Source organism: Mycobacterium sp. SMC-19 (assembly GCF_045310815.1).
Taxonomy (GTDB): Bacteria; Actinomycetota; Actinomycetes; order Mycobacteriales; family Mycobacteriaceae; genus Mycobacterium.
On the sequence record NZ_JBJIAM010000005.1, the window covers coordinates 142,126 to 166,822 of the forward strand.

Sequence of the window (24,697 nt, forward strand, 5' to 3'; positions counted from 1 at the left end):
CCTCGAGCGGCCGCAACGCAGGTGGCACTTTCGGCTCCCGCGACCAAGCGTTTATGCTGAATGTGAAAGTCCTGAACAAACCAGATTCGGCGTTCACTTCTGCGCGGTTGACCGACGAAAGGCGTCAATTGACCCAGCTCAAAGCCAGGTTCTCGCGGATCATGCTGGCAGCCATCCTTCTCGCGGCCCTCCCTTCGCTGGCAGTTGGTACCGCACACGCCGACGCCAACAGCTACCTGCGTGAGGTGCACAGCACGGTCAGGGTCCGGTTACGCGATAACCAAGCGCTGCAATTGGGTTGGGAGGCATGCCATGTCCTGCGCAAGGGGCCGGACGGACGCGCGACCCCCGCGTCGCGCGGTGAGGCCGCTCAAGTCGTCAGCAGGGCAGCGCGCAAGTTGGGCGTGAACCGCCACGACGGACTGGATCGCGGAAGCGTCAGCCGTCTGGTGGATTCCGCCGAACGCTACCTGTGCTGATCGGCTCGCGCTCGTGCTCGGCGACTGGCAGGCCGCTTCGAAACAGTTGCAGGCCAGGCGATATTGCTCCCTGGCCTGCTTCTTTTTTCAAAGCCGCGCGCTGTCAGCGTGGCTAGGGTGGGCGGCATGACCCGGATCAGACCGTTCCTCATGTTCCAGGGCGGGACCGCCGCCGCCGCGATCGAGTTGTACCTGGCCGCATTCCCGGGTGCCTCGGTGGTGTCCTCGACCGCGCACCCCGATCCGGCCACCGGCATCATGCTGGCCGAACTCGACCTGGCCGGGCAGCGGGTGCTGGTCAGTGACAGTGCGGTCACGCATGGCTTCGACTTCACCCCGTCGAGCTCACTGTTCGTCGACGTTGCTGACCGCCCGGAGCTGGAACGGCTGGTGGCCGTGCTGGGCGAGGGTGGCGCCACCCTGATGCCGCTCGGCGACTACGGTTTCTCGACCGCGTTCGCCTGGGTCAACGATCGGTACGGAGTGTCCTGGCAGCTCAACCTGCCGTGAGGCCCGTTCTTCGGTCTTCGTGAATCAGCCTTCGCGAGCTTGGTCGGCATGCAGTGCCTTGATGCGCCGCTGCTCGCGCAGGACTTCCTGGTAGCTCTCACGTTCGGCGACCAGCCACTCCGGCTTCTCCTCGAGCAGCGCGACGATCTGCTCGGTGGTCAGCGCATTCTCCACGCCGCTGCGGGTGAGACCGGAGATCGAGATGCCCAGCTTGGCCGCCACCAGATTCTTCGGGTGCGGTCCGTTCTTGCGCAGGTCCTTGAGCCACTCCGGCGGTTCGGCCTGCAAGGCGGCGAGCTCGGTGCGGGTGATCGAGTTCTCCTGGAACTCCCCAGGTGTCGCGGGCAGATACACGTCCAGTTTCTTGGCGGCCGTAGCGGGTTTCATGGACTGTGCGTTCGGCCTGCTCATGGCGTCAGCCTATCGGTAGCCTGATGCGGTGAACCCGCCTTCCCTCACCCTCGGGTACGTCCCCGGCGGGACGCCCGCGAAGTGGGCTCGGGTTTGGGCCGAGCGGCACCCGGATGTCCCACTGCTGCTGCACGCCGTTGCCGCGGCAGACGCGGCGGCCGCCGTGCGGGCCGGCACCGTCGATGTGGCACTGCTGCGGCCGCTGGCCGACACCGAGGGGCTGGCGGTCATTCCTCTCTATGAGGAGACGACGGTAGTCGTGGTGCCCAAGGACCACGTTTTCAACGCCGTCGACGAGATCGCCGCTGCCGACCTCCAGGATGAGCCGGTCCTGCTGCCGCTAGACGACGTCGTCGCATGGGCGGACGCTCCCGGCAACCCGATCGACCATCGACCTGAAACCACCAAGGACGCAATAGAACTCGTTGCAGCCGGGCTGGGCGCACTTGTCGTCCCACAGTCGTTGGCGCGGCTCTATCACCGCAAGGATCTCAGTTACCGTCCGATCGCCGATGCGCCCAGCTGCCCGGTGTCGCTGGCTTTCCCCAGCGGTCCGCAGTCGGAACTGGTCGAAGAGTTCGTCGGCGTTGTGCGGGGCCGCAAACCCGGTTCGTCGCGGGGGCAGGCCCCGTCGGCGCCCAAGCGCACCGCTCGGGAGAAGACGCTCGCCAAACAGGCCGCGCGCGCCGCTGCGGGCAAGGTCGCCCGCAAACCGGGCCGGGCGGGGCGCGGTCGACGCTGACACAGCTGTGGAGTTCAGAAATCCCAGTCGTCGTCGGTCGTGGGCTGCTGTGCGCCGATCACGTATGAGCTGCCCGACCCGGAGAAGAAGTCGTGGTTCTCGGCAGCTCCCGGGTCGAGGGCGGACATGATCTCGGCCGGCACGCGACAGTCATCGGTGGGGAACAACGGGTCCAGGCCGAGGTTGGACAGAGCCTTGTTCGCGTTGTAGCGCATGTAAGGCAGGACAGGTTCGATCATGCCGAGTGGGCCGTATAGATCTCGCGCATAGTCGATCTCGTTGTCGTACAGCTCGGTGAGCATGGAGTAGGCGAAGTCTTTCAGCTCGATGCGTCGCTGCGCGGTGGCCGTGTGCATGCCCTGCTGGAACTTGTAGCCGACGTAGAAGCCGTGCACTGCCTCGTCGCGGATGATCAGCCGGATGATGTCGGCGGTATTGGTCAGAATCGAACGCGATGCCCAATGCAGCGGCAGATAGAAGCCGCTGTAGAACATGAACGACTCCAGCATCACCGAGCTGATCTTCTTCTTCAGCGGGTCGTCGCCCCGGTAGTAGTCATGCACGATGTGGGCCTTGCGTTGCAGGAAGGTGTTTTCACGCGACCAGGCGAAGGCTGCGGTGATCTCGGGAGTCGAGCACAGGGTGGAGAAGATGGAGCTGTAGCTCTTGGCGTGGACCGACTCCATGAACGCCATGTTGGTGTAGACCGCTTCCTCGTGCGGTGTGGCAGAGTCAGCGAGCATCTCGATGCACCCGACGGTCCCCTGCATGGTGTCGAGCAGGGTCAGTCCGGTGAACACCCGGATGGTCAGCGTCTGCTGTTCGGGGCTCAGGGTGTGCCAGCTGGGCAGGTCGTTGGAGAGCGGCACTTTCTCCGGGAGCCAGAAGTTCGCGGTGAGCCTGTTCCACACATCCAGGTCCCGCTGGTCGGCGATGTCGTTCCAGTTGATCGCCTCGATCGGATCGACGGCCACGATCTAGCCTACGTCGACGGTGAACAGCGTCGGGCGGCGTCGAATCGTTCGGCGACATCGGCCCAGTCGACCAGCGACCACAGCCGGTCGATGTAGTCGGTCTTGACGTTGCGGTACTGCAGATAGAACGCGTGCTCCCAGGCGTCGAACACCAGCAGCGGGGTGCTGGTCGGGACCACGGTGATGTGGTGGTCGTGGATCTGGTTGACCACCAGTCGCGCCCCGAGTGGATCCCAGGCCAGTGCGCCCCAGCCTGATCCCTGCACGCTGGCGGTGGCCGCCGTCAGCTCCGCTTGGAACGCTTCGAAGCTGCCGAAGAACTCGTCGATAGCGGCGGCGAGCTCTCCGCCGGGCCGGTCGCCGCCGTCGGGGGACAGGTTGGTCCAGAACTGCGAATGCAGGCTGTGGCCGGCCAGGTGAAAGGCCAGGGTGCGCTCGAGCCCGGGTAGTGGCGCGAAGTCGCGGGCCTGTCGCATCTCGCCGAGGCGTTCCAACGTTGCATTCGCACCCTTGACGTAGGCGGCGTGGTGCGCGCCGTGGTGCAACTCCATGATTTCGCCGCTGATCGCGGGTTCGAGATCGCCGTAGTCGTAGGTCAGATCGGGGAGTTGGTAGGCCGGCATCGCGTAGTTCTCCTTGACGGGGTGGGGCTGTTGCGCCCTCATACCGTAGCGGTTATTCGGCTACCCGAACAAATAGTTACGGCTAGCCGTACTTTACTGGCGTCCAGCTCGCGAGACGGCCACCTTCGATGTGCCCTGCTTGGTGTGAACCCACCACTGAGCTCAGCGGCAGGGCGAGCGCAGGCCGAGCAGCAGCCGGATGAGGTCGACTTGGCGATGGGTTCCGGTCTTGTCGAAGAGGTGCTGCAGGTGGGTCTTGACGGTGGACTGTGACAGCGACATGCGTTCGGCGATGTCTTTGACGCTGCTGCCGTTCAACACCATCAGCGCAATCTGGGTTTCGCCGGCCGTGAGGCCGTAGTGGCGGCGCAAAAGCACTGCCGCTGTTTCGGGTTCGTGCTCTGGATCGACGACAATGACCATGGCGCGCCTGCCGGGTCCGGTGCCGTCGGCCGGATCGATGGGCAATACCTCGATGACGTAGGGGCGCTGGTCGTCGGGTCGGGTGCACAGCAGCGAGCTTCCCGACGGCGGGTTGGTCCCGGCCGCCAAGGCGGCGTGAATGCTGCACTGAAGCGCACGGTCGGTTCCGGCGGCTACCGCTTCGAGTCGCCCGGCGCGGGAGCGGAGTCCGCCGGTTGACCGCAGGAGGTCCTCGGCGGCGTCGTTGGCGTACACGATGTGCGACTCGGTGGCGACCACGACGACGGCCAGCCGCAGTGCCTGGGTGACGGCACCGAGGTCGTCGGCATGGCGGCGCAGCTGTTGCAGGTGCCGTTGGCTGTGCAGGGCTTGCTGCAGGTGCGGTACCAGGGCGCTGACCAGCGGGACGAAGGGCTGCAGCGGCTGTGGCGCGGCGGCAAGGAACGCCAGCGGCGCCGGGCCGTCGGTGAGCCGCACGAACAAGCCGTCCGTCATGTCCAGTGGACGCAGCCAGTCGATGTTGAACTCGGACTCGGTCTGCAATGCCACCAGTGACCGCCCGCTGTGAAGGACACCGACCGGGCCGTTCTCGACGGCGTCGAGGACGTAATCGATCCGGTGGTAGTGCCGGTTGTAGTCGGCTTGGGCCTCCGGTGCCAGGCTGGTGGCCTGGATCGACCGGCCCGATTCGTCCACGCGTATCACCGCGCAGTTTGCATCGACGATCTGCCCAAGGTCGCTCAGTGTCGAGGTCCAGTTGGTGGGCGCCAGGACGGTGCCATAGATGGCCGCGACTATCCGCGAAAAGTCGTCAAGAGTCGCTGCCGCCGGCATGTCACGTCTCCGGTCTGGGGAATGTCTCCCACCTTGGAGAAGATTGTGCGCCGGAGAAGTCGCCTGCAATCTGATTTCCGGCGAAAATCTCAACCATTTGGATGAGGCGCGGGGTGGATCGTGCCTGGTTGGCTGACCCCCATGACCGTGCAGGATGTCGGCGTCGATGTGCGGGCTCTGCCGTTGGCGCCGAAGAACCCATTGCCATATTGGCAGCAGGTGCGGCAGTTCCGGGAGCTGCGTACCGGAATCGAAATACTGCGCGATGCCGGCGGGCCGGTGACCAGGTTGGAACTGGCACCACGCTGGCTCGCGCCCCCGATAGTGGTTGTGACCTCGCCGCAAGGTTCGCATGACGTGCTCAGCAGCGGCGACGTCGATCGCACTCTGGCCCACGATGAGATACGCCACCTGATGGGTCCGAACCTCTTCGATCTACCCAATGAGGCGTGGTTGCCGCGGCGGCGCACGTTGCAGCCGCTGTTCACCAAGCAGCATGTCCGCGGGTTCGCCGGGCATATGGGACAGGCCGCCGAAACAGTCGCCACCGGCTGGAAAGACGGGTCAACGGTCGATCTGGACGCCGAGTGCCGCCGATTGACGCTGCGGGCGTTGGGGCGCTCGGTGCTCGGCGCCGACCTTGACGAACAGGCTGCCGCGTTGGGTACGCCGATGCGCGTCGCGCAGGAGTACGTCACGGATCGGGCGTTTGCTCCGGCACGCGCGCCGCGCTGGCTGCCGACCCCGGCGCGACACCGTGCCCGGGCCGCCAGCGCCACATTGCACCGGCTCGCCAACGACATCCTGCAGGCCTGTCGAGCCGACCCCGATAGGGATGCGCCGCTGGTGCGCGGGCTGATCAGTGCCACCGACCCCGACACCGGCCGTGGGCTGACCGATCGTGAGATCTGCGACGAGCTGATCGTGTTCATGCTGGCCGGTCACGACACCACCGCGACGACGCTCGCTTACGCGTTGTGGGCGCTGGGCAACCACCCCGACATGCAGCGCCGGGTTGCCGACGAGGTCGCCGAACTCGACGCGGACCTCAGCCCTGACGATGTGGCCAGACTGCCGTACACCATCCAGGTCTTGCATGAAGCATTACGGTTGTGCCCGCCTGGCGCGCTCAACGGTCGAACTGCGTTGCGCGACATCGCGGTCGACGGCTTTCGTGTGCAGGCCGGCTCCATGGTCGGGATCGGCATCTACGCGTTGCACCGCGATCCGACGCTGTGGGAACGGCCGCTGGAGTTTGATCCGGACCGGTTCAGTCCGGAGAGCTCGGCGGGCCGTAATCGATGGCAGTATCTGCCATTCGGTGGTGGACCACGCAAGTGCGTCGGCGATCACTTCGCCATGTTGGAAGCCACCCTGGCGCTGGCCACCTGTGTGCGGCACCGTGAGATCAGTTCGCTGAGCAACGAATTCCCGGTGGCGGTACCGTTCACGACGGTCGCCGCCGCGCCGATCTATGCCCGCGTCACACAGCGATCGGGCGCGCTGCGGTGACGGCGCAACCAGCGTCACCCGGTGTGCCGGGGCGGGGTGTGGCTCCCCGGCTCGAGATCCTCGATGTAGGTGTCACTACCCGCGCCCACCCGGCGCCGCTGCTGTTCGTGCACGGCGCCTGGCACGGCGCGTGGTGTTGGGCCGAACACTTCCTGAACTTCTTCGCCGACAAGGGCTATCGCGCAGTGGCGGTGAATCTGCGCGGCCACGGGAAGAGCTCGCTGCACCAGCGGCTGCGCTCCTGCTCGGCCGCCGACTACGTCGACGACATTCACGCGGTGGTCGATGACCTGCCCACCGTGCCGGTGTTGATCGGCCACTCTATGGGCGGTTACCTGGTGCAGAAATATCTGGAGTCCTCACCCGCGGCTGCGGGAGTTCTGCTGGCGTCCGTGACCGGCCGCGCTGCGCTCGCACTGTCCTTGCGTCAGACCAGACGACACCCCTGGCTGATGGCGGCTTACGCGTTCACCGGCAGATCGTTGCCGCTGGTCGACTCGCCCGAACGCGCCCGGGAGGCATTCTTCTCGCCGACAACTGCCGAAGCCGATGTCGTCCGGTATGCAGCGCGTCTGCAGGAAGAATGCCAACGAGCAATCCTGGACGTGCTGATGTTGAATATCGCCCGCCCCACGCGGATAACGACGCCGCTGTTGGTGCTGGGCGCCGAACACGACGGTTGCATCTCGATCCAGGCGGTGCGGGCGCTGGCACGCGCCGTGGGCACCGACGCGGAGATCTTCTCCGGAATGGGGCACAACATGATGCTCGAACCCGGCTGGGACTCGGTAGCAGAACACATCCACGTCTGGCTGGGCGAACGGGACCTGTAGCCGACTCATCGGCCAAGCGCGCGCCGACTGTGCGGTTCGCGACGCGTTCGTCGGCGTGGCGCGTCGTGAGATTCACACTCGGTCAGGGGCCACGACCTCAGTGCGTGTGAGCCGGCCCCTCTTGGCCCTTGTAGAGCCGGGCGAGCATCAGGTCGCGGAATCGCGCGTTGTCGAGCAGCTTGAGCCCGGCGTTGGCCAGCGTCGGCCTACCGGCCAGCTTGTGAAAGAACCTGCCGCGCTTGTACTCCCGGCCCCACGCCTCTTCCATACGGTTGGCGTAGTTGGTGAAATCGTCGGGCCCGCCGTTGGTCAGTGCTGCGACGGCGCATTCGCCGGCAGCCAGCCCCGACTCCAGCGCCTTGGAGATCCCGGCGCCCGAGGTCGGCCTGCCCGCACCCAGCGAGTCCCCGGTGAACAGCACCCCGGGCCGCCACGGCGGCCACGCGGTGAAGCCCATCGGCAGGCGCCAGGCTCGTACGGTCTTGGACTGCTTGAGTTCGGTGATCGAAGGCAGTTCCCATTCCCGGGGAAGCGTCTCGAGGAAGTCGCCGAGGAAGTGGGTGGCGTTGATGGCCTGCCAGTTCTTGTAGCTGTTGACGTAGCCCAGGCCGATGTTGACCCGGCCGTCACCCAGCGGGAACACCCAGCCGTAGCCGGGCAGTTGGTCGCCCTGGAAGACCAGCTTCATATAGATGTCGAGAGAGTCGACATCCGGCCGGACCGCGGGCATTTCGGCGCGGATCGCGATCGCGGAGTAGCCGTTGTAGTCCGAGTCGAGCTTCAGCGCCCGCTTGATCGGCGAGTAGGCGCCGTCGGCGGCGATCACCGCATCCGCCAGCACCTTTTCGCCGCCCTTGAGCAGTACTCCGGTCACGCGGCCGGTGTCGTCGAGCACCGGGCCGGCGGCCTCGGCGGACTGCCGAATCTCGGCGCCGGCAGATTCGGCGTGCTTGAGCAGCAACGTGTCCAGTTCCGGGCGGCGCGCGACGTAGCCGTGGTCGGGCATGCCGGGCCGGCGCGGAAATGACAGCTCCCACTCGCTCGGGCTGAACACCTTCACCCGGTTGACCCGGTGGAACTTGTCGACCTGCTCGGCCAGGCCCATTTTCTGCAGGTAGCTGACCGCGCGGGCGGTCAGGCCGTCACCGCAGGGCTTGTCCCGGGGGAACTCGGCCTTGTCCAAGACCACGACGCTTGCGCCGGCCTGCCTGGCCTGCCAGGCGGCCGCTGACCCTGCTGGACCTCCGCCGACAACTGCAAGATCGAATCGCTGCACCACAGCGGCGATGGTAGCCGACGGCCGGTCTGCCCAGGTCAGCGACGGCAACGCTGTAAGGTGCTTGACGTGCGCGGAACGACGAGACCCAAGCCGGCCGAAAACGGCGGGCAGAAGGTCGACGCCCGCAGCGAGCGTTGGCGCGAACACCGCAAGAAGGTTCGCAGCGAGATCGTCGACGCCGCCTTCCGGTCCATCGACCGGCTCGGCCCTGAAGTGAGCGTGCGCGAGATCGCCGAGGAAGCCGGCACCGCCAAGCCCAAGATCTACCGGCATTTTGCCGACAAGGATGACCTGTTCGAGGCGGTCGGAGCTCGGCTGCGCGACGACCTGTGGGCCGCGATCTTCGCCTCCATCGACGTCGCCACCAACTCGCTGCGCGACATCGTCCAGCGCAGTGTCGAAGAGTACGTCACGCTGGTCGACGAGCACCCCAACGTGCTGCGGTTTTTCATCCAGGGCCGGGCGCGCGCACAGTCCGAGTCGAGGATGCGGGCACTCAACGAAGGCCGGACCATCACGCTGGCGATGGCGGAGATGATCAACCACGAACTGCAGGATTTGGACCTCAACCGTGGGGCGCTGGAGCTGGCCGCGTTTGCGGCCTTCGGCAGCGCGACCTCGGCCACCGACTGGTGGCTCGGACCGGAGCTGGACAGCCCGCGGCGGATGCCCCGCGACACCTTCGTGGACTACCTGACGACGATCATGATCAGCGTCGTCGGTGGCACCGCCCAGAACCTCGGCATCGTTATGGACCCGGCCCAGCCGATCCACGAGGCAGTTCGGCGCCAGCCGGTCGCCTGATCGCGATCTGCCTGAATCGCGCCCAACAACCTGATAAATGCCGTATAAACGGCTGAATGAAGCACAATAACGCCTGGCGGATGGGTTCAGGGCTCCTGTCGGCGGTCACCGCGGCAGCGCTGGTCGTGCCGGCGGCTCAGGCGACCGCGGCGTCCGAAGTAACCACGGCGTTGGCGGTAGCGCCGGCGGCGTTGCCCACTTTTCCGGGCGGGGGCCCGCCGGGTGACCCGTACGCATGCATGGCGGTGGACGTGTTCGGATGCTCGATTGTGTTCGGCGGCAGCGGCATTCCCATACCGCACCAGGACTACATCGACGCGGTCAACGAGCGCTTCATTCAGCCGTTGCATCCCGGGTTCACCCCGCAGGCCCTGTTCACCCCGGAGGGACTGCAGCCGTTTACCGGTGTCAAGACCTTGCCGCTGGACGTTTCGATGGCCCAGGGGCTGACGATCCTGCAGCTCGCCGTCCAACAGCAGTTCAACTTGGGCCATGCCGTCAACCTCTACGGCTACTCGCAAAGTGCCTCCATCGACACGCTGCTGATGAGGCAGTATCTCGCGTTGCCCGAAGATCAACGGCCAGACGCGGATGCGTTGACGTTCACGTTCCTGGGCAACCCCAACACCCCCAACGGCGGGCTGATGCAGATCTTCAATCTGCCGGAGTTCGGTGGATCGGTGCCCATTGCCTCACTGGGCCTGACCCTCAACGGCGCAACCCCGGACGGTCCCTGGGCGACCAACAATTACACGCTGGAGTACGACGGGTTTGCCGATTTTCCGCGCTACTCGCTGAATCTGCTTGCCAACCTCAACGCGGTAGCCGGGATCTTGTACACGCACGACCAGTACGCGATGCTGCCGATGACACCTGATGGCCAGCTCGCCAACGCGATTCTGCTTCCGGGGTCGGTGGACTACGTCGGTGAGCTGCCCGACGGCGTGACGCCGAGTACGGCGACCAACTACTGGATGATCCCGACCGAGAACCTTCCCCTGCTGGAGCCGTTCCGGGGGAGTCCGTTCGGGAACGCGATCGCTGACCTGGTGCAGCCCTCCCTGCGGGTGCTGGTCAACCTGGGCTACGGCCAGATCGAACACGGCTGGGACGCGGGGCCGGCCAACGTACCCACCACGATTGGGTTGTTCCCGGACGTCAACCCCATGGATGTCCTGACGGCCCTGGTCAACGGCGCGCAACAGGGCTGGCAGGATTTCGTTCAAGACCTGGGTTCGCTGTCGTCAGCCGTTGCTGACGGGCCCGACACAGGTGTGGACATGGCTGCGTTCACGATGCCCAGCCTCGTTGACATCGCCAACGCATTCAGCGGCTCGGTCTCCGCGATCAACGGGGCGTTGATGGTGACCGGAGACATCCTCAATGCACTGACCACCACGCTGCCGGCCGCCATGGCCCAGGTCTTCTTCTCCGAACTCTCCCAGGGGAACCTGCTCGACGCGATCGGTCTTCCATTGGCCGCGGCTACCGGGCTGGGGTCGCTGGCGGCGGGATTCGAGCTGATCGGAATCATGCACGCGACGTCCCAGATTCAGGCGGAGTTGGCCGGCCTGTTCGGCTGATCCGGTGTCAGAGGTTTAGAGCCCGAGGTCGAGCAACACGCTGATGGTGTCCACGACCATGGGTTTGGTGGCCTCCAGGAATTGGGTCGCGGTCGCGGTGATGAAGTCTGACGCTGCGGTGAACGCCTGCTGCAGGGGCTCGGGCAGCACTTGGTAGATCGCCGCGAAGATGGCGTTGGGGATGATCAGCCCCTGGTTGATCACGCCCGCAACCATCGAGGCCAGCTGGAGGTAGACCACCTCGGCGTCGGGCAACAGCGGCGCGGTGTAGTCCGGCAGGGTGCCGTGGGCGTTGGCGGTGATCAGGTTGGCCAGCACCTCGGCGGCGGGCTTGGGGGTGCCGTCGTCGGTGAACAAACCGAAGTTGCCCTCGTGGTTGAGCGCCCCGGTCGCCAGGTCTTGGGCGCTGTAGATGAACGCCGGCCCGGCGAACGGGAGCTTGGACCAGGCGATCAGGAAGTTTTCGAGGAAATTGGCCTGGACGGTCTCGCTTACACCGAAAACCGGGGTGGTGGCATTGCCGTACTCGGTGGCCCAGATCTTCAGATCGCCGTCACCGTTGGCGGCCATGATCGCATTGAGAGCCTGGACCTGCTCCAGCGGTGAGTTGGTCACGCCCAGGCCTGCGGAGAACGGCAACGTGTAGTGGTAGGGGTGGTAGCTCACCGCGTCGAAATAGCCGTGGGCCCCGCTGGCGTACATCTGCTCCAGGAACTCTTGGGGACTGACGCTGAGCCCGGCGATGGTGGTGGTCGCACCCAACGCGCCTGCCAGCACGGTGGCGTCGGGGTCGACCGCTTTGATCGCGGTGTAGGCGGCCTGCAGCACGGTGGTGTAGGTCTCGGCGCTGACCGGGGAGTAGAAGATCACCCCGTTGGGTTCGTTCCAGATCTCGTAGGACGAGATCTGGCTGCCGTAGCGCTCGGCGACCTCGGCGGCGAAATTCGCATACGCGGTCGGGTCGGGGGCACCCGAGATGAGGGGGCCATCCCAGGCGGGGTTGCCGGTGATCGCGCCGGTGATCGTGAAGCCCATCGAGTGCGCCGTGTTGATCACGTTGTCCATCTGGGCCCAGTCATAGGTGGTGGCGGTGGGCTGAATGTAGAGCCACGGCACGGCCAGGCGCAGATCGGTGACCCCGAGGTCGCGGATCTCGCTGAGTTGGGCGACGAGGTCGGACTGGTTCAGGTTGTACAGGTCGGAGTCGGCCACCCCGAAAACCTGGGTGGTGACATCGCTGGTCTCGGCATTGACCAGGGTGATCGTCTCGAGGTGGATCACCTGCGGCGCTGCGATCGCCGGGGCCGCGCCGGGATTGGTCGTCGGCAGGCTGGCGGCGCCGGTCAGGGTTGAGGCGGCCAGAATGGCCGCGGCGAGTGCCGTTTGGATGCGACGCACAGTGATCAACTACAGGACCGCCTCGTCAGTGATGGTGAGGGTTGAGCGTATCGCCCACGGGAGAGAAATTTCAGGTCAAACCGAAGTCATTCTCAGGTGAGGCGCGAAGCTTCCGCCGGCGCTAACCCGCGCCGCCACGCCAGCGCAGCGCTTCTAACGCGACCGCGACGTACAGGCTGCTGTCTTCCAGTGGCTTCGGCAACAGTTCCTCGGCGCGAGCAATCCGGCGCAGCAATGTGTTTCGGTGAATGAACAGGTGGGCGGCCGCACGCGAGGCGTTGCACTGCTGATGGACGAATGTCAGGACGGTTTGCTGCAGTTCGGCGTCGGCCGTCGCGAAGTCGCCGAGCGTTCGGGTGATGTACCGGTCCGCCCACTCCGGTTCGGCACTGATCAAGGCGACGAGCTCGATATCGGTGAACCGGGCCACACGCTGGGTGGAGTTCAGCCGCACCATCATGCGCTGTGCGGTGATGGCGTCGAGGTGGCTGCGCCGAAAGCCGTCGAGGCCCGCGGCCGTCGTCCCGATCGCGATCTGCACCCCCGGCAGGGTGCTGACCGCGGCGGAGACGGCGGTCAGGTCCGGGCCTGCCGGGCCGGGCACCCACACCCAGCGGGTCGCCGTGCTGGCGAGAACCGACAATGCGCGCTGACCGTCGTGGGTACGCATCAACGCCTCGGCGGCGGCATCGAGATCGGACAGGTTGGTGGTCGACTCGTCGCCCCAGATCACCGCCGCGGTATGGCTTTGGTCGAGGCGATAGCCGAGCCGGCTTTGCGCGCGCTGTGTGGTGATCGCCGCGCCGTCCAGGATCAGTGCGACGGTCTCCCGCCGCTCGGCGTGGGTGCCCCGGGTGAGGGCCTCACGTTCGCGCTGCATCTGCTCGCCGATGCCGACGATGGTGGCATCGATGAACGAGGTCAACGACCGGGAGGTCACGTCGAGCAGTTCACGCAGTTGGTCGGGATCGTTGGTGAGGGTGAATGCGGTCTGCATCCACGACCGCCACGCCACATTAGTTCCCACCCGGTAGGCGTCGAGGACCGCCGATTCGTCGAGGCCTCGACGGAATCCGTCCCGGACGATGAGCAGTGACTCCGTCGCGAGATTGGCCGGCACCGGTTCTCCTGGGTGGCTGACATTGGCGGCCGCCCAGTGCAGCAGGTTGGAGCGGTTGCTGCGGCGGATGCCTTCGGCGAGAACCGGATCCGAGGCTATGGCCTGCGTGTATACGGCCGACAGGGTGGCCTCATGGAGTTCGTCGAGTGACTCCGGGGGAGCACTGACCATCAGCTGGGCGCCATGCCGGATCAGTTCGCGTACCGGTTCGGATGGCCGTGCACAGTCCATAGCTGCAGCATATATCGCTGGTGCATTGTGCACTGACTGGTGTGCTTTTTAGGTGCCAAATGCTCTTTCGCGACGACCCTCATTCGCCGAACAATCAGGTCGCTATCAGGTGACAGCCATCACAGCTCGCCTTGACCACACCCTGGAGGACCACATGTCGCGCATCGGATCCACACAACGCGCAGCCGTCGAGCGCGCCAACTGCAAGGCCGCTCAGCGGCGCCGGGTGCGGCAGCGGCTGCGCGTCGTCGCCGCCACCGCGCCGGGCGCGGTGGCTGGAGCGTTGGCGATGACGTTGGCAACCCCGCACGCGGTCGCCGCGACGGCCCCGACGGCCGCCATGCAATCGATCATCGACCAGCTGCTCGACGCACAGCAGCAGGTGTACGACACGAATAGCCACTACCCGTTCATCATTCCGTCGGATCTTGACTCGCTGCCGCAGTACATACAGGGCCTGTCAGCCACCGAGCTGGTGTTGCAATACGGCGAGATGTTCAATCCCAATACCGGAATCCAATGGCTGCTCGGCTTCCCGTGGGACGCCAATTCGGCTGACCCGGGCCAGTTCTACATCTTGGTGAACCCGGACAATCAGTACGGCGTCATCCCGATCAGCGCGGACGGCACCTACACCATGACGGTCCACCCCGGTGCCGGCAGCCTCGACGTTTCGTTCACAACGCTGTCCGGCACGATCGGCTCTGAGCAGGGCTACCTGCCCACCGGCCATGTGCTCAGTCTGTCCGGGGCTACGCCGAATGCCGATGGCAGCTACACGGTCACCTTCAGCCCGACGCCGCACGACGGGAACTGGATCGACACTACCGGCGCTGAAACCATGCTTATTCGCAACTCGATCGGTGACGCCGGACTGCCGCACGACTTCTTCTCACTCCAGCAAGAGGGTGTCGCGCCGACCTACCACCTGCCGTTCCTCTCGGACGAGCAGCTGACGACGCTGTTGAGCAACGTCGCCAGGGACATTCCCACCACCAACGCCGACGCGGTGTACTACGACCAGACCGCGATCCCGAACAAGCTCCCGGTCAACTGGATGACGCCGGTCGCATCGTCCACCACCGCGATCAACGGACTCATGCCCGGTCAATACAGCACGATGGGACACTTCCGCCTCGATGACGATGAGGCACTGATCATCAAGGTGCCCAACCTGGACGCCCGCTACTCCGGCCTGGAGCTGGCCAACGCGTGGGGGCAGAACGTTCCGATCGTGACCGCACAGGGCAGCCTGAACAGCACCCAGACGTTCGCCGACCCCGACGGCTACACCTATTACGTCGTCAGCGCCAAAGACCCTGGTGTCGCCAACTGGATCGACACCGGCGGCCTGGTCAACGGCATGCTCGGAGTCCGCTGGCAGGGCGTGGAAGGCAATCCGACGGGCTCCCAGACGTTTTCCCAGGTGGTCAACGTCGCCGACGTCAAGGACTACCTGCCGGCCGATCACCCACTTGTCAGCCCCGAAGAGCAGGCGGCGCTGCTGCACGAGCGCCTGTTCAATTGGAACTACAACCAAGACCAGGACCACGACATCTCCTGGCTGGGGGCCAACCTCCTGCGCTACCAGGTTGTGGCCTCGATGGGCGAGGACAATTTCGAGAAGATCTTCGGCAGCCAGGCTGACGCGCCTACGATCTGGGACCGGATGACCGATCCTGCGCTGATGCCGAACCTGGACGCCGTCGCCTCGGAGTTCCTGACCAACCCGGCTGGTGCCATGGCGGCGTTCGTCGGCAATATGCCGTTGGCATTCAAAGACATCGAGTTGCCGGTGCTGCTGGCCATGATGAGTTCGAAGGCTGTTGCGGACCAGACTTGGCAAGGCTTGCAGGGTGACTTCAGTTCCGGCGACTGGACGCAGGCCTGGACAACTCTGACCGGCGGTCTGGAAAGGCTTGGGACGGTCTTCGATACGGCCTGGGATGACCCGACCACCGGCATAATCGCGGGCCTGCTCAACGCGCGTGACGACATGTCGACTGGAATTCTCAACGCCGGCAACAGCTTCGACCTGAGCCCGTACTCGCCGCTGATGGAGTCACTGGTCGATCTGAACCAGCAGGTCATGGCGGCCCTGATGGGCTGAGCCGGCAGCAACCACGCGTCGTGGCGCCTTGCCGCAGGGGCTCCTGCGGCAAGGCGGCACGGGCGTTGACGGACACAGGTCCGGCAAACACACTGAACATCAAGACCCCACAAGGGAGGGATGCGCGATGACGCTGACCGATCACACCACTGAAGATGCCGGCCGCCGGGCGCCGGTGCACACCCGGGCGCTCATCATCGGAACCGGGTTCTCCGGTCTGGGCATGGGCATTGCGCTGCAGAAGCAGGGCGTGGAGTTCCTCATCCTGGAGAAGGCTGACGAGATCGGCGGGACGTGGCGGGACAACACCTACCCGGGCTGCGCCTGCGACGTGCCGTCGCACCTCTATTCGTTCTCCTTCGAGCCGAAGGCCACCTGGAGTCGACTGTTCTCCCCGCAGCCGGAGATCCTGGACTACCTCAAGGGCGTCACCGACAAGTACGGCCTGCGCCGCCAGATCCGATTCGGTTCGAAAGTGACCCGTGCGCACTGGAACGACGACGAATTTCGCTGGCATGTTTTCACCGAGGACGGCGGGGAATACGTTGCCCAATTCCTGGTTTCGGGAGTCGGTGGCCTGCATATCCCGCGCTTTCCCGACATCGAGGGAATCGACGAATTCGCCGGTGCCGCATTCCACTCCGCCCAGTGGGACCACACCGTGGACCTGACCGGCAAGCGGGTTGCGGTGATCGGAACCGGCGCCAGTGCAATCCAGATCGTGCCGGCGATCGTCGACCGGGTAGCTGAACTGCAGCTCTACCAACGCACTCCGCCGTGGGTGGTACCGGTGCCACACCAGCCGTTGCCCAACGCGGTACGCCGCGCCTTCGCGATTGTGCCGGGACTGCGCCTGTCGGTCCGGGCTGCCATCTACTGGGCGCTGGAGGGTGTCGGATTCGCGATGACCAAGCGCCCCGGCCTGCTGCGTCTGATCGAGGCCGCCGGCAAACTCAACATCCGGCGGCAGGTCCGCGACAAGGAACTGCGCCGTAAGCTGACGCCCCAGTATCGGGCCGGTTGCAAGCGAATCCTCTACTCCGGCAACAACTACTACCGCGCGGTGGCTGACCCGAAGACGACGCTGGTGACCGACCGGATCACCCGCATCACCCGGGATGGCATCGTCACCGCCGACAACGTGGAACACCAGGCCGATGTCATCATCTACGCCACCGGATTCCATGTCACCGACTCCTACACCTACGTCGGCATCACCGGCCCGAATGGCGAGGATTTGGTCGAGCGCTGGAACCGCGAAGGGGTCCAGGCGCACCGCGGCATCGCGGTGGCCGATATGCCCAACCTGTTCTTCCTGCTCGGTCCCAACACCGCACTCGGCCACACCTCGGTGGTGTTCATGATCGAGTCGCAGATCCGGTACGTCGCCAAGGCGATCGCCGCGGCCGACCAAGCCGGCGCGCAGGCGTTGGCGCCCAGTCGGGCCGCCCAGGACCGCTACAACGCCGAGCTGCAGGACAAGCTTGGCGGCTCGGTGTGGATCACCGGCGGCTGCAACAGCTGGTATCTCGACGAGCACGGTGTGAACCGGACGCTGTGGAGCGGCATGACCTGGCAGTACTGGCAGTCCACCAGGACGTTGCGGGCGGGGGAGTACCGATTTTCCGGGGTGGGCTGACACGACACGCAGACCACAAGTTCTTGTGTTGGCCTGGGTTGTCGCCCCCCAGGGGTAGTGTCGAAGACCTAGATTTCGGCGGGTGAAATGGGGTTCTGGTGTCCGAAAATGTGAAGCTGATCGACCGCACTTCGGCAATCAACTGGAACCGGGTGCAAGACGACAAGGACGCCGAGGTCTGGGACCGTCTGACCGGCAATTTCTGGCTGCCAGAGAAGGTTCCGGTCTCCAACGACCTGCCATCGTGGGGGACCTTGACCGATCACGAGAAGCAGCTCACGATGCGGGTGTTCACCGGTCTGACATTGCTGGACACCATCCAGGGCACGGTCGGGGCGGTCAGTCTGATTCCCGACTCGCTGACCCCGCACGAGCAGGCGGTCTACACCAACATCGCGTTCATGGAGTCGGTGCACGCCAAGAGCTACAGCCAGATCTTCTCCACGCTGTGTTCGACCAGTGAGATCGACGACGCGTTCCGCTGGTCGGAGGAGAACCCCAACCTGCAGCGCAAGGCCGAGATCGTCATGCAGTACTACCGGGGTGACGAGCCGCTCAAGCGCAAGGTGGCGTCCACGCTGTTGGAGAGCTTCCTGTTCTACTCCGGCTTCTACTTGCCGATGTACTGGTCGAGCCGGGCCAAGCTGACCAACACCGCCGACATGATCCGGCTGATCATCCGCGACGAGGCGGTGCACGGCTACTACATCGGCTACAAGTACCAGCGCGGACTTGCCCTCGTTGACGAGGCCAAGCAGGGTGAGCTCAAGGAGTACACCTACGACCTGCTCTACGAGCTCTACGAGAACGAGGTCGAGTACACCCAGGACCTGTATGACGATGTCGGCCTGACCGAGGACGTGAAGAAGTTCCTGCGCTACAACGCCAACAAGGCATTGATGAACCTCGGCTACGAGGCGCTGTTCCCGCGCGAAGAGACCGACGTGAACCCGGCGATCTTGTCGGCGCTGTCGCCCAACGCCGACGAGAACCACGACTTCTTCTCCGGTTCGGGCTCGTCGTACGTGATCGGTAAGGCCGTCGTCACCGAGGATGAGGACTGGGAGTTCTGATTAAGCGCGTTCGGCTGAATTAGCCTCACACGGCCCGCAGCGCCGTGTTTACATGGCCGAATGACGGTTGTTGCCAAGCCGGAAACCAGGGCACAGCAGTTCGTCAACCTGTTCCTGGCCACCTGGGTCTCGGTGATCTGCTTCTGGGCGTGGACCTTGATCGGTCCGCTGTCGACGCGGTACGCCAGCCAGTTGTCGCTCAGCTCCAACCGTGAGGCGCTGCTGGTGGCCACTCCGATCCTGGTCGGAGCGCTGGGCCGGATCGCCACCGGATTGATGACGGACCGGTTCGGCGGCCGCACCATGTTCATCGGGGTCTCGCTGGCCTCGATTCTCCCGGTGCTGGCGGTCGGGTACGCGGCAAAGATCGGTTCCTATCCGCTGATGCTGGTGGCGGGGTTCTTCCTCGGCGTGGCCGGCACCGTCTTTGCGATCGGAATCCCGTTCGCCAACAACTGGTTTGGCCCCGAGCGCCGCGGGTTCGCCACCGGAGTGTTCGGCATGGGGATGGTAGGTACCGCGGTCTCGGCGTTCTTCACCCCGCGGTTCGTGAAGTGGTTTGGGCTTTTCACCACCCACCTCATAGTCGCGGTGGCCCTGGCGATTTCAGCGCTGTTGTGTGTGGCGCTGATGCGCAACGGCCCGCGCTTCGTGCCCAACACCAACCCGGTGCTGCCGAAGCTCAAGGCCGCCGCGCGATTGCGGGTGACGTGGGAGATGTCGCTGTTGTACGGATTGGTGTTCGGCGGCTTCGTGGCCTTCTGCAGCTACCTGCCCATCTACATCAAGACGGTCTACGACTTCTCCGCGGTCGGCGCGGGGGAGCGCACCGCCGCGTTCGCCCTGGCGGCGGTGCTGGCCCGGTTGCTCGGCGGGACGCTGGCCGACCACATCGCGCCCAAGTACGTCGTGTTGGCCTCGCTGGCCGGTATCGCGGTGCAGACGCTGATCTCGGTGTTCAAACCGCCCGCCGATATCTGGTCGGGACTGACGTTTCTGCCCCTTGCCGTCGCGCTCGGCATCGGCACCGGCGGGGTGTTCGCCTGGGTGTCCCATCGTGCCCCGGCCGGTTCGGTCGGCTCGGTCACCGGGATCGTCGCCGCGGTCGGCGGGCTGGGTGGCTACTTCCCGCCGCTGGTGATGGGCGCTACCTATGATCCGGTGCGCAACAGCTATGCGGTGGGATTGCTGCTGCTGGTGGCCACCGCGGTGATCCTGTTCGGCTACACCGCGATATTTCTGCACGCCCACGAACCGGTTAGCACGACAACGGGTTAGGCGCCCGTGCATCGGTTCCGGCCACGGCCGGCCGGGATCTCACCAGAGATCCAAGCCGGTCAGGGCGGTGCCGTCGCTGAAGTCGAATACCGCGCTGCTATCGCCAACACCCAAGGCATGCGCCAATCCCGCGGCCAGCATGTTCGACACGGACTCGTGCAAATCGGACAGCCGGTCCGATACCAGCGAGAGGTCGCCGAATGACAGTGCGGAGTACTTGTCCGCGTTCATGAGCACAACGCTCAGGTCGTCGCGCGCGTTGAGAAAACCGGCAGTGATGCTGGTGGCCGGGTCGGTAAACGTCGACTCCAACCACGTTCCCAGCCCGGTCGTCAGGCCTGAAAATCCTGGGTCGCTGCCAAGCAGCATGGCCAACCTCAACGCCGCCAAAACCACGGGCATCTGGATATCCTGCAGCAGCGTGGGCATATTCTGCACGATTGCCGAGAACGTATCGCCGGGATCGGTGGTTAGTAAGTCGTGAATGACGGTGGCCGGGTCGGCCATCAGCATCGGATCCACCATCCGGTCCAGCACCGATGGCACGTTCAATTGAGTGCCGAATATCGCGTCGAACTGCTCGGTGCCGATCGCGGCTTTGATCTGATCGATCTCGAGGTTCTGCGTCACCCAACCACTGTCGTGATACTGGTTGATCTTGTAGCCGTATTCCAGCAGGTGGTTCTGGAGCTCAACGGCACGTTCCGCGAGGCTGACGGTGGGTGTGTCAACCGGCAGGTAGTCCTTGACGTCGTCGATCGACACGACTTCGAACGTCGGTCGGGAGATGGAGCTGACCTCCGCGCCCTGCCATCGCAAAGCAATGTCGCCGTTGGAAGCCCCATTGGTATCAAGCCAGTTCGCGACACCCGGGTCCTTAGCGCTGATGACGTAGTAGGTGAATCCATCGGAACTATGGAACGCCTGGGCGTCGTTGATCTGGCCGACGCTGGTCGCCCACCCCGGCTGTGAGCCGACGTTGTTCAATGCGGAGCCGATCTCCGCGCTGCTGTAGCGGCCGGGAACGTCGGCCACTTTGATGATGAGAGCCTGGTCGGGCTCAAGCTGAAAGCGGCCCATGCTGTTGATTTGGCCGACGACCGCCGGACCGATGACTCCTGGCTGAGATGGCGCGGGCGTTGTCACGGTATTGAACGGAATCTGCGCCATCGCATTCGGCAGCCCGATATAGGTGGGCGTCGAATTCTGGTAAACGAAGTTGGCACCAAGGGTCTGCAGAATTGACGTGATGTTGTCCGTCGACAACACGGGCATCGTATATCCGGACGCACCGACTTCGTGGACCCGGAGGGTATTGTGCATCATCCCCCAGTCGCCGACAGTGTCACGGATCAGCGTTGACACGGAGCCTTGCGTATCGACCCAGTTGCCGGCGTGCTCGGTGGGACTCAGAATAATGGTGTAGCTGCCATCGGCGTTGGGCGTGAATCCGGCGAAATCATCGGTTCTGGCCGTAAGGTAGCTGGTCGTAACACCGTCACCGACCATCGGTGAGAAAAGCATATCCTGGCTGCCCTGACCGGGGTAAACGGTGACTGTCCAGGTTTTATCTCCGGTGGCGAGTCCCATGTAAATGTTGTCGGCACTCGCAAAGTTCTGCATTTGAAACGGATCGGCGGCGGGGGCACCCCACGGGGTCGGAGCTATCTGGCCGTTCGAGTCGAATCCGCGGGTCGCGTTTTCGATGTTCAGGATGCTGGCGAGCATGGTGTTGGCCACCATTTGCGTATACGGCCCCAGTTGATGCGCGACGTCATACGGCGTAACCCATGGGAGCTGGCTAACGCTGGTCGCGACTTGTTGTTGTGCGCTTAGTATCTCGTTGATCGCGCTCTGCAACGAATCCGACAGCAGTCTCACCGGAGTGGCCACGGCCGGCCCTGCCGCAGCCTGGGGGACAACCACTGCCGTTGCCAACGCGCCGACCGTCGCAGTGGTCGCTACGCCGACTGCTCGAGCAAACCGGTGTCCGCGACGCCGAGACCGGCCCGATTCCGCGGCCGGGTCGACGCCCTGACCGGGCGCCGCAGACAAGCCCGCTTCGCCGACCAAGGCCACGCCTTCCCGGCCACCGGCCAAGGTGCGAGGTGTCCACGGCGTCAGTCCAAAGTGCAACATGTGATTCTCCCGAGTAACGGTGGTCAGCCGAGTAAATGTCAACCAAGAAGGGCTTCTGGTGGTTGAAGTATGTCGGCTGGAAGGAAGGCCAGCAAGGTGAGATATGCACCCAACCGCACGCCGTAGTAGTGAGTAATTAACCTGTGTCGATATGCTGTCCGGGTGAGCGAAGAGCCGCTGTCGGGACGGGTCCGGGAGCTGATGCGCGAGGCCGCGAAGCTGGCCGTCGAAACTCAGCAGACGTGGGTCGCCGACGTGAACATGATGACGCTGTCGCCGGATTACATGCAGGCAATGGCTGGGGATCCGCTTGCCGCCGAGGTGATTGCCAGAAGCAACCGGTCAAACCAGCTGCACTGGGCGGCGGCCAATATCAGCCACCCCGGCGAGCCGGTGCCACCCAATCTCGGTGCGGAGACGCTCGCGCTCGCCCGCTACCTGGTTCGTCACGGGCTGGACAACGTGGCGGTCGTGGAGACCTACCGGATGGCGGAGCGGGTGGCGGTTCGGTTGTGGATGCGCATTGTTTTCCGGCTGACATCCGACCCTGAGGAGATTCGGGAACTGTTCGATGTTTCCGAACGCTCGATCAATTCGTTCCTGAGTGCGACGATCGTCGAGGTCCATCGCCAGATGGAGATAGAACGCGACGAACTTACCCGCGGAACGCACGCTGAACGTCGGGAGACGGTCGCGCTGATCCTCGACGGAGCGCCGATCACCTCCCAGCTCGCCGAGAAGCGGCTGGGCTACAACCTTGAGCAGAACCACACTGCAGCTGTGATCTGGGGCGACGAGTCGAACGTCGAGCTCTCCGACCTCGATCGGGCCAGGGAATTGCTGATACACGCCTGGCACGAGCGTCGGTCGTTGTCGGTGTTGGCCAGCGCTGATACCCGATGGGTGTGGTTGCAAGGCAACGACGATGTCGACTTGGCCGGGGTGGCCGCCGCGATGAGTCAACTGCCCGGTGTTCGGATCGCGATCGGTTCGACGGCGGCGGGAATCGCCGGCTTCCGGCGCAGCCATCTCGACGCCATCACGACTCAGCGGGTAATGACGCGGCTCGGATCAATCCAGCGGATCGCCAGCTTCACCGATGCCCAGCTCATCTCGCTGATCACCGCCGATCCTGATCAGGTAGACCGCTTCATCAAACGCACACTCGGCGATTTCGAGTCAGCAGATCCCGAGTTGCAGCGGACGGTCCTCACCTTCATACAGGAGAAGTGCAATGCCGCACGAACCGCCGAACGTCTGTTCACACATCGAAACACGGTGGACCGCAGGCTCGTTCGCGCCGATGAACTGTTGCCACAACCGCTGGAAGTCGCCGTCGTGCATGTCGCGGTGGCATTGGAAGCTTTGCGCTGGCGCAACTCCGGGAGTGTGGCCGCTGCGCGATGACTTCGAAGGCTGTTGTACGCACAGGAGTTGCTCGAGGGCCGCGATCCGTCGGCGCGTCCGCGCGATTCGGTGGATTCCGCGGTCGTGGCGCCCGCCTTGGCGCGGCAGAAAGCTTAGTGTTGCGGTCAGGGCGGTTTCGTCCGCGCAGAGGAACCCATCGCAGCACACTGACCTTCGGATGCAAGGAGCGCATGATGACGACAAACGCCGACGCCACCACGCCGCGTCGTTCCCGGGCGTGGATCACCGGAGCCGCGATCACCGCCCTGCTGGGGCTGTTCTTCGCGTTCGATGCCATCCCGAAGATTCTGGGTGTGTCGTTTGCCCGGGAGGGCACCGAGGCGCTCGGCTTTTCTCCTGACAAGACCGCGGTGATCGGCTGGGTCCTGCTGGTGTGCCTGGCCGTCTTCTTGATCCCGCGCACCGCGGTGCTGGGTGCGCTGGGTCTGACGGCCTATCTGGGTGGGGCGGTAACGATCAACCTGCATGCCGACAAACCGTTGGCCGGCTTCGTGTTATCCGGGGTGTATGTCGGCGTGCTGATGTGGATCGGGCTGATCCTGCGCCGGCCGGAACTGCTACGGGTGCTCGGACTTCGGCGCGACTGAGCGGCTCATCGGGTCGGGAGCTGCTCCAGCAGCTCGTCAAGGAATCCGCCCGCCTCACGCCCGGCCGCCTCTACGTCGGCCGCGGCGATCGCATCCACCAGGCCGCGGTGCCGGATCTGGTCCGCCTGCACCGGTTTTGCGCTCGTCGTGGCCACGCTGGCCATCAGCACCTCGGTGAGCCCGCAGTACAACTCGGTCAACACCGGATTGTGCGAGCAGCGCACCACCGCAAGATGGAAATCGGTGTCGGCCCGGACAAAGTCTTCGTGTCGGCCCTGCTGCTGGTGGCCGTCGCGGCGATCCAACAGGGTGCGCAGCTCGGCCAGGTCCTCGTCGGTGCGGGCGGCTGCGGCCAGGCGCGCCCCTTCCACCTCCAGGCAACGCCGCACCTGTAGGACGTCGCGCAGCTGCGGGCCGCACAGTCGGCGCACCGCGCCGGACACCTCGCTGGTGGCGCGCACGTAGGTGCCGTCGCCCTGGCGGACCTCCAGGAGGCCGCTGTGGGCCAACGCCCGGACCGCCTCACGCACGGTATTGCGGCCGACGCCCAGCGCGTCGGCGAGCTCCGGCTCGGTGGGGATTCGCGTATCGACCGGCCATTCCCCGCCGGTCACTGAGGCGCGAAGCTGTTCAATCACCTGATCCACCAAGCCGGTGCGGCGAGTGGTGACCAACGGCACAGCTACC

At 64.9% G+C, this 24,697-nt stretch carries 22 protein-coding genes; 13 read left to right on the forward strand and 9 right to left on the reverse strand.

What is annotated here, in order from left to right:
- Positions 1-53: 53 nt before the first annotated feature.
- Positions 54-479 (forward strand): hypothetical protein, encoded by a 426-nt coding sequence (locus ACJH5R_RS12885; protein ID WP_406757499.1) that lies wholly within the window; start codon positions 54-56, stop codon positions 477-479.
- A 126-nt stretch (positions 480-605) separates the two neighbouring features.
- On the forward strand, positions 606-989 hold the full coding sequence (locus tag ACJH5R_RS12890) for a VOC family protein (RefSeq protein WP_406757498.1): 384 nt from the start codon (positions 606-608) through the stop codon (positions 987-989).
- A gap of 24 nt (positions 990-1,013) precedes the next feature.
- On the opposite strand, the gene ACJH5R_RS12895 is transcribed toward ACJH5R_RS12890, so the two are convergent.
- Positions 1,014-1,400: a DUF5997 family protein gene (locus ACJH5R_RS12895; RefSeq protein WP_406782089.1), complete on the reverse strand. Its 387-nt coding sequence runs from the start codon at positions 1,398-1,400 to the stop codon at positions 1,014-1,016.
- Between the two features lie 28 nt (positions 1,401-1,428).
- On the opposite strand from ACJH5R_RS12895, the gene ACJH5R_RS12900 reads away from it, so the two are divergent.
- Positions 1,429-2,142, forward strand: coding sequence for a LysR family substrate-binding domain-containing protein (locus ACJH5R_RS12900; RefSeq protein WP_406757496.1), 714 nt, complete (start codon positions 1,429-1,431; stop codon positions 2,140-2,142).
- Positions 2,143-2,156: 14 nt separating this feature from the next.
- On the opposite strand, the gene nrdF (ACJH5R_RS12905) is transcribed toward ACJH5R_RS12900, so the two are convergent.
- The 3 genes from nrdF (ACJH5R_RS12905) to ACJH5R_RS12915 all read right to left on the reverse strand — a co-directional run bounded on the left by nrdF (ACJH5R_RS12905) (position 2,157) and on the right by ACJH5R_RS12915 (position 4,996).
- Entirely contained in the window at positions 2,157-3,119 is a 963-nt protein-coding gene (gene nrdF, locus ACJH5R_RS12905; RefSeq protein ID WP_406757630.1) for a class 1b ribonucleoside-diphosphate reductase subunit beta, read from the reverse strand.
- Positions 3,120-3,124: 5 nt separating this feature from the next.
- Positions 3,125-3,739, reverse strand: coding sequence for a superoxide dismutase (locus tag ACJH5R_RS12910; protein ID WP_406757629.1), 615 nt, complete (start codon positions 3,737-3,739; stop codon positions 3,125-3,127).
- 162 nt (positions 3,740-3,901) lie between these two features.
- Positions 3,902-4,996: a helix-turn-helix transcriptional regulator gene (locus ACJH5R_RS12915; protein WP_406782090.1), complete on the reverse strand. Its 1,095-nt coding sequence runs from the start codon at positions 4,994-4,996 to the stop codon at positions 3,902-3,904.
- Between the two features lie 141 nt (positions 4,997-5,137).
- Between ACJH5R_RS12915 and ACJH5R_RS12920 the strand changes: the two genes are divergently transcribed.
- Complete coding sequence (locus tag ACJH5R_RS12920) at positions 5,138-6,508, forward strand: cytochrome P450 (protein WP_406782091.1); 1,371 nt, start codon at positions 5,138-5,140, stop codon at positions 6,506-6,508.
- Between the two features lie 38 nt (positions 6,509-6,546).
- On the forward strand, positions 6,547-7,341 hold the full coding sequence (locus ACJH5R_RS12925; protein WP_406782092.1) for an alpha/beta hydrolase: 795 nt from the start codon (positions 6,547-6,549) through the stop codon (positions 7,339-7,341).
- Positions 7,342-7,438: 97 nt separating this feature from the next.
- On the opposite strand, the gene ACJH5R_RS12930 is transcribed toward ACJH5R_RS12925, so the two are convergent.
- Positions 7,439-8,620 (reverse strand): NAD(P)/FAD-dependent oxidoreductase, encoded by a 1,182-nt coding sequence (locus ACJH5R_RS12930; RefSeq protein WP_406757493.1) that lies wholly within the window; start codon positions 8,618-8,620, stop codon positions 7,439-7,441.
- A 66-nt stretch (positions 8,621-8,686) separates the two neighbouring features.
- Here ACJH5R_RS12930 and ACJH5R_RS12935 point away from each other — a divergent pair, with 66 nt between their 5' ends.
- On the forward strand, positions 8,687-9,424 hold the full coding sequence (locus tag ACJH5R_RS12935) for a TetR/AcrR family transcriptional regulator (RefSeq protein ID WP_406757492.1): 738 nt from the start codon (positions 8,687-8,689) through the stop codon (positions 9,422-9,424).
- Between the two features lie 56 nt (positions 9,425-9,480).
- On the forward strand, positions 9,481-11,007 hold the full coding sequence (locus ACJH5R_RS12940; RefSeq protein ID WP_406782093.1) for a PE-PPE domain-containing protein: 1,527 nt from the start codon (positions 9,481-9,483) through the stop codon (positions 11,005-11,007).
- 15 nt (positions 11,008-11,022) lie between these two features.
- Here the strand turns inward: ACJH5R_RS12940 and ACJH5R_RS12945 are convergent, their stop codons facing one another.
- Both ACJH5R_RS12945 and ACJH5R_RS12950 read right to left on the reverse strand, forming a co-directional pair.
- Positions 11,023-12,405 carry a cellulase family glycosylhydrolase gene (locus ACJH5R_RS12945; RefSeq protein WP_406782094.1) on the reverse strand — a complete coding sequence of 461 codons (1,383 nt, stop codon included), beginning with the start codon at positions 12,403-12,405 and terminating at the stop codon, positions 11,023-11,025.
- Positions 12,406-12,526: 121 nt separating this feature from the next.
- Positions 12,527-13,756 (reverse strand): PucR family transcriptional regulator, encoded by a 1,230-nt coding sequence (locus ACJH5R_RS12950; RefSeq protein WP_406782095.1) that lies wholly within the window; start codon positions 13,754-13,756, stop codon positions 12,527-12,529.
- A 109-nt stretch (positions 13,757-13,865) separates the two neighbouring features.
- Here ACJH5R_RS12950 and ACJH5R_RS12955 point away from each other — a divergent pair, with 109 nt between their 5' ends.
- From ACJH5R_RS12955 to ACJH5R_RS12970, 4 genes are all read left to right on the forward strand, one after another.
- Complete coding sequence (locus ACJH5R_RS12955) at positions 13,866-15,866, forward strand: hypothetical protein (RefSeq protein ID WP_406782096.1); 2,001 nt, start codon at positions 13,866-13,868, stop codon at positions 15,864-15,866.
- A 127-nt stretch (positions 15,867-15,993) separates the two neighbouring features.
- Entirely contained in the window at positions 15,994-17,505 is a 1,512-nt protein-coding gene (locus tag ACJH5R_RS12960) for a flavin-containing monooxygenase (protein ID WP_406782097.1), read from the forward strand.
- 98 nt (positions 17,506-17,603) lie between these two features.
- Positions 17,604-18,578: a class 1b ribonucleoside-diphosphate reductase subunit beta gene (gene nrdF, locus ACJH5R_RS12965; RefSeq protein ID WP_109558875.1), complete on the forward strand. Its 975-nt coding sequence runs from the start codon at positions 17,604-17,606 to the stop codon at positions 18,576-18,578.
- Positions 18,579-18,638: 60 nt separating this feature from the next.
- The gene (locus tag ACJH5R_RS12970; RefSeq protein WP_406757486.1) at positions 18,639-19,856 is read left to right on the forward strand and encodes an MFS transporter; all 1,218 of its coding nucleotides are present in this window, start codon (positions 18,639-18,641) and stop codon (positions 19,854-19,856) included.
- Between the two features lie 39 nt (positions 19,857-19,895).
- Here the strand turns inward: ACJH5R_RS12970 and ACJH5R_RS12975 are convergent, their stop codons facing one another.
- The gene (locus ACJH5R_RS12975) at positions 19,896-21,995 is read right to left on the reverse strand and encodes a hypothetical protein (protein WP_406757485.1); all 2,100 of its coding nucleotides are present in this window, start codon (positions 21,993-21,995) and stop codon (positions 19,896-19,898) included.
- A gap of 201 nt (positions 21,996-22,196) precedes the next feature.
- On the opposite strand from ACJH5R_RS12975, the gene ACJH5R_RS12980 reads away from it, so the two are divergent.
- Complete coding sequence (locus ACJH5R_RS12980; protein WP_406757627.1) at positions 22,197-23,402, forward strand: PucR family transcriptional regulator; 1,206 nt, start codon at positions 22,197-22,199, stop codon at positions 23,400-23,402.
- Between the two features lie 194 nt (positions 23,403-23,596).
- A complete protein-coding gene (locus ACJH5R_RS12985) occupies positions 23,597-24,010 on the forward strand; it encodes a DoxX family protein (RefSeq protein WP_406757484.1) in 414 nt (137 codons plus the stop codon).
- Positions 24,011-24,015: 5 nt separating this feature from the next.
- Here ACJH5R_RS12985 and ACJH5R_RS12990 read toward each other — a convergent pair whose 3' ends face one another.
- Positions 24,016-24,690 (reverse strand): FadR/GntR family transcriptional regulator, encoded by a 675-nt coding sequence (locus ACJH5R_RS12990; protein ID WP_406782098.1) that lies wholly within the window; start codon positions 24,688-24,690, stop codon positions 24,016-24,018.
- Positions 24,691-24,697 lie beyond the last annotated feature (7 nt).

Bases quoted from the DNA above. Each gene is read 5' to 3' on its own strand.
- ACJH5R_RS12885 (WP_406757499.1), top strand. From the start codon at position 54: ATGCTGAATGTGAAAGTCCTGAACAAACCAGATTCGGCGTTCACTTCT.
- ACJH5R_RS12890 (WP_406757498.1), top strand. From the start codon at position 606: ATGACCCGGATCAGACCGTTCCTCATGTTCCAGGGCGGGACCGCCGCC.
- ACJH5R_RS12895 (WP_406782089.1), bottom strand. From the start codon at position 1,400: ATGAGCAGGCCGAACGCACAGTCCATGAAACCCGCTACGGCCGCCAAG.
- ACJH5R_RS12910 (WP_406757629.1), bottom strand. From the start codon at position 3,739: ATGCCGGCCTACCAACTCCCCGATCTGACCTACGACTACGGCGATCTC.
- ACJH5R_RS12915 (WP_406782090.1), bottom strand. From the start codon at position 4,996: ATGCCGGCGGCAGCGACTCTTGACGACTTTTCGCGGATAGTCGCGGCC.
- ACJH5R_RS12920 (WP_406782091.1), top strand. From the start codon at position 5,138: ATGACCGTGCAGGATGTCGGCGTCGATGTGCGGGCTCTGCCGTTGGCG.
- ACJH5R_RS12940 (WP_406782093.1), top strand. From the start codon at position 9,481: ATGAAGCACAATAACGCCTGGCGGATGGGTTCAGGGCTCCTGTCGGCG.
- ACJH5R_RS12950 (WP_406782095.1), bottom strand. From the start codon at position 13,756: ATGGACTGTGCACGGCCATCCGAACCGGTACGCGAACTGATCCGGCAT.
- ACJH5R_RS12960 (WP_406782097.1), top strand. From the start codon at position 15,994: ATGACGCTGACCGATCACACCACTGAAGATGCCGGCCGCCGGGCGCCG.
- ACJH5R_RS12970 (WP_406757486.1), top strand. From the start codon at position 18,639: ATGACGGTTGTTGCCAAGCCGGAAACCAGGGCACAGCAGTTCGTCAAC.
- ACJH5R_RS12975 (WP_406757485.1), bottom strand. From the start codon at position 21,995: ATGTTGCACTTTGGACTGACGCCGTGGACACCTCGCACCTTGGCCGGT.
- ACJH5R_RS12980 (WP_406757627.1), top strand. From the start codon at position 22,197: ATGCGCGAGGCCGCGAAGCTGGCCGTCGAAACTCAGCAGACGTGGGTC.
- ACJH5R_RS12985 (WP_406757484.1), top strand. From the start codon at position 23,597: ATGACGACAAACGCCGACGCCACCACGCCGCGTCGTTCCCGGGCGTGG.